The sequence below is a fragment of the Thermodesulfobacteriota bacterium genome, assembly GCA_040758155.1.
Taxonomy (GTDB): Bacteria; Desulfobacterota; Deferrimicrobia; order Deferrimicrobiales; family Deferrimicrobiaceae; genus UBA2219.
The window spans coordinates 1-3,907 of sequence record JBFLWB010000171.1 but is presented as its reverse complement, the minus strand read 5'-3'; the positions used below and the strand labels follow the sequence as shown (position 1 = coordinate 3,907).

Annotated in this window: 4 protein-coding genes; all 4 read left to right on the top strand. The window is 66.8% G+C overall.

What is annotated here, in order from left to right:
* Window positions 1-281: hypothetical protein (locus AB1346_11890; GenBank protein MEW6721142.1), on the top strand; the 281-nt coding region annotated here is incomplete at its 5' end.
* 1 nt (window position 282) lies between these two features.
* On the top strand, window positions 283-1,053 hold the full coding sequence (locus tag AB1346_11885; protein MEW6721141.1) for a polysaccharide deacetylase family protein: 771 nt from the start codon (window positions 283-285) through the stop codon (window positions 1,051-1,053).
* Complete coding sequence (locus tag AB1346_11880; protein ID MEW6721140.1) at window positions 1,050-2,606, top strand: tetratricopeptide repeat protein; 1,557 nt, start codon at window positions 1,050-1,052, stop codon at window positions 2,604-2,606. Before AB1346_11885 ends, AB1346_11880 begins: the two co-directional genes overlap by 4 nt.
* 326 nt (window positions 2,607-2,932) lie before the next feature.
* Window positions 2,933-3,907: aldo/keto reductase (locus tag AB1346_11875; GenBank protein ID MEW6721139.1), on the top strand; the 975-nt coding region annotated here is incomplete at its 3' end.

The following is a 3,907-nucleotide window of genomic DNA, read 5'->3' as shown; positions in this document are numbered from 1 at the left end:
GCTCCCGGACCGTCCTCTGGATGGACGGCCGGGAGAAGACCCGGAAGACCGACGGGATCCGGTTCGTCGCGGTGTCGTTCCGCCCGCGGAAGGGGCTCCCCGTGGCCGCGCCCGCCGGAGACGGGACGAACGTCACGGGCTTCCTCCCCGAACGGCTGTCCGCCGAAAATGTCCGGATGTATTCGTGGGAATCCTGGGAGACCCCGGTGTACCACACGTACCTGAAGAAGAGCTATTTCATCGTCAAGGAAGCCTTCGCGGCGATGCCGGAGACGGTGTGAGATGAGGATCACGCGCAGGGATTTCCTCCGCTGGGGCGGGGCGCTCGCGGGGACGCTCTCCGCGCCGGGGCCCGCGTTCGGGAAGGGCGGCCGCCTCCGCGTCCCCGTCCTCCTGTACCACGACATCTCCGACGACTTCCGGGACGACTACACCGTCTCGCCCGCCCGGTTCGCGGCGCAGATGGAATGGCTCTACGGCAACGGCTACCGGGCCGTGCCGCTGCGGGAGCTCGCGCGGCTCCCCGGGAACGCGAAGGCGGTCGTCATCACCTTCGACGACGGCTACGCTTCCTTCCTGGAATACGCCTGGCCGCTGTTCCGCGAATACGGGTTCCATAGCACGATCAACGTCATCGGCTCCTCCGTGGGGTCGTACCTGGACGTCGGCGGGAACCGGCCGATGCTCTCCTGGGACGAGTACCGTTACCTCCTGCGGACCGGCGCGGTGGACCTGGGCTGCCACACCTACGGCCTCCACGCCTACACCCACCGGGGCGTCATCGGCGTCCCGGGAAAGCGGCTGGAGGAAGATCTGGAGAAGTTCCGGGAGCTGCTGCGGCGGGAGACGGGCGGGTCCACGGAGATCCTCGCCTGGCCATACGGCCTGTACGAGGCGAAGCATGTCGAGATCGCGAGGCGGGCGGGATTCCGTTATCTCCTGACTTCGGGGGAGGGCGATTTCACCGGGCCCGGCGACCTTTCCGCGATCCCGAGGAAGAACGTGAACGATGGCTACGACATCCATTCCTTCAAGGCGGGCGTGGAGTCATGAAACCGATACGGAAGATCCTGTTCCTTGCCGCGGTTGCGGTCGCGGTCTCCTCCATGGTTCCTGCGGGGGCCGTTTATTCCCAAGCGGCGGACGAGCCCGGCGCCCGCGGCGCTGCCGATACCGACCGGGAGAAGGCGCTCATTCACAAGGAGCGCGGCGACGATTTCCGCGTGCGGAACGATATCGGGGGCGCGGCGGGGGAATACGGGAAGGCGTTGTCGCTGTACCGGGGCTTCCCGCGGGAGGACCGGTTCATGATGGCGCGATATCTTTCCTGGGCCGGCCGGCTCGACGAGGCGATCCGGGAATTGCGGGAGATCCTCTCCGAAGACCCGGGGAACGCCGCCGCTCGGACCCACCTGGCGCGATGCCTCGCGTGGAACGGCAAGCTGCGCGAATCGCTCGAGGAGTCCTCGGCCGTCCTCGCCGCGTCGCCGGACGACAAGGACGCGCTGCTGGCGCGGGCGAGCGCGCTGAAGTGGAGCGGCAATTCGAACGCCGCCGTTTCGATCTACAAGGGGATCCTTTCGAAGGGGGAGGATTTCGACACGCGGCTCGGGCTCTCCCAGGCGTGGCTCTCCGACGGATTTACCCGGGGAGCGAGACAGGGAGCTGCGCTGCTGAAGCCGGAGTTCCCTTACCAGGAAAAGGAGCGCGGCGGCCTGGACAACGAGATCCGGAAGGCGACCCGCCCGGGCGTTGCCGCGGGATACAGCCGCTACGACGACTCGGACGACAACCGGGTGGACCGGTACACCCTTTCCGGGGACTTCTGGACCGGAAACTGGAAGTGGGGCGCCGGATACCTCCACGTCGAGGCCGCCGATCCGTCCCGGGACGTCGAGACCGACGAGCTTTCGCTATCCGCGCAATCGATGGTGACGGAGCGGATCGCAGTGGGGGGCTTTGCCGGGCTGAACCGGGCGTCCGGCGGGAATCCGCGCACCTTCGCGATCGGGGGGGCGAACGCGGAGGCGCGCCTGTTCGACGGGCGGATCGGGGCCGGCGTCGCCCGCAGGTCCTTCGCGGATACCGCCGTCCTGATCGCGAACCGGATCCGGTTCACCGAGGCCGCCGCGCATTTCGAGCACCCGCTGCCGTACCGGTCCACGTTCCGTGCGGGGGTCACCCGCCGGGGCTACTCCAACGAAAACCGGTCGATCGATCTCCAGGGGTTCCTCCGGCACACGTTCGACATGAAGAATCCGCAGCTCGCGGCGGGATACAGGATCCGGTACCTGGATTTCCGGAAGGATTCCGGGGGATTGTACTTCGACCCGAACAGCTACGTGTCCCACCGTGCGGAGGCGTCGATCGGCTGGGAGGCGGGCAGGGCGTACGGCTACCTGGTCCCCTTCTTCGGTTACCAGTCCTACGACAGGAGAGGTGTGACCACCAACGGCACTTTCGGGGGGGCGGAAGGGGCGCTCGGGGTGAACGTCACCGATTCCTTCGCCGTCGAGCTGCACGGGGAAGGGTCGGACGAAGCGGGCGTGACCGCTTCGGGGTTCCGATATCGCCAGTTCGGCGCACGGGTGCGTTGGCGCTTGTAGACCGTCAGCCGGGGAACCGGTCGAAATTCAGGATAAGGAGCGTGAGCATCACCGTATAGACCCAAAGCTTTATGCCGATTTGCCGCCCGAGGATTTCCATTTCGTTTACCTCCTTCTGCCGCATCCTTGCCGGATATCCTTAGAATCCTTTACCGGTTAGAGCCCGGCCGCGGCAGGAAGTTTCCTCCGGCGAAACGATTTCCCCGGGAAACACATCCATTAGTCAAGCCCGGATTCGAATTAAAGGATGGCCTTCAACCTGGGAGGAGGACCGTCCCATGCCTGGAGAAAGTGCCGCCGGCGCCGCGGAAAGACAAGGCGGGAAATTGACCCGTCGCGAAATGTTCGCATCCGCGGCTTTGGCGGCGGCCGGATTCGCGCTGGCCCGGAGCCTCGGGGACGCGCGGACCGCGAAAGCGGCGGATGGCGCATCGCAACCCGTCATCGCGAAGACCGTCCCCCGCACCGGGGAGTCGGTGCCCGCCGTCGGCCTCGGGACGTATCTCACCTTCGACGCGATCCCCGGGGAGCCGCGCGACAACATCCGTGAAGTCCTCAGGCGTTTCCGGGAGGGCGGCGGGAGGGTCGTCGACACGTCGCCGCTGTACGGCACCGGCGAGATCAGCGTGGGCGATTTCGCCACCGCGCTGGGGATCGCGGACGAGCTGTTTGTCGCGGACAAGATCTGGTCCACCGGCAAGTTCCTCGGCGACGACAGCCATGCGCAGGAGAGCCTCGATCAGTCGATGCAGCGGCTGTGGAGGGCGAAGCTCGACCTGCTGCAGGTTCACAGCCTGGTGAACGTCGAGCAGATCGTCCCCGTCCTTCGTCGCTGGAAGCGGGAGGGGATCGTGCGATATATCGGCGTCACCCACCACGAGCTGCCGTACTTCGGACCGCTCGGCGACTGGGTGGAGCGGGGGGAGCTGGACTTCGTCCAGGTCCATTACTCCATCCACACCCGGATGGCGGAGGAGCGCATCCTGCCGGCGGCGGCCGACCGGGGAATGGGGGTGCTGGTGAACATGCCGTTCGAGAAGGCGCGGCTGTTCAAGATCGTCGAGGGGCGCCCGCTTCCGGATTTCGCCCGGGAGATCGGCGCGGAGAACTGGGCCCAGTTCTTCCTCAAATGGGTGGTCTCCCACCCCGCGGTGACCTGCGCCCTCCCCGCGACATCGAATCCCGACCACGAGACGGAGAACATCGGCGCGTTGCGGGGGCCGCTCCCGGACCGGGAGATGCGCGCCCGGATGGTGAAGCACATGGAGACGATCCCCGGGTTCGACCGGCTCGCCTCCATG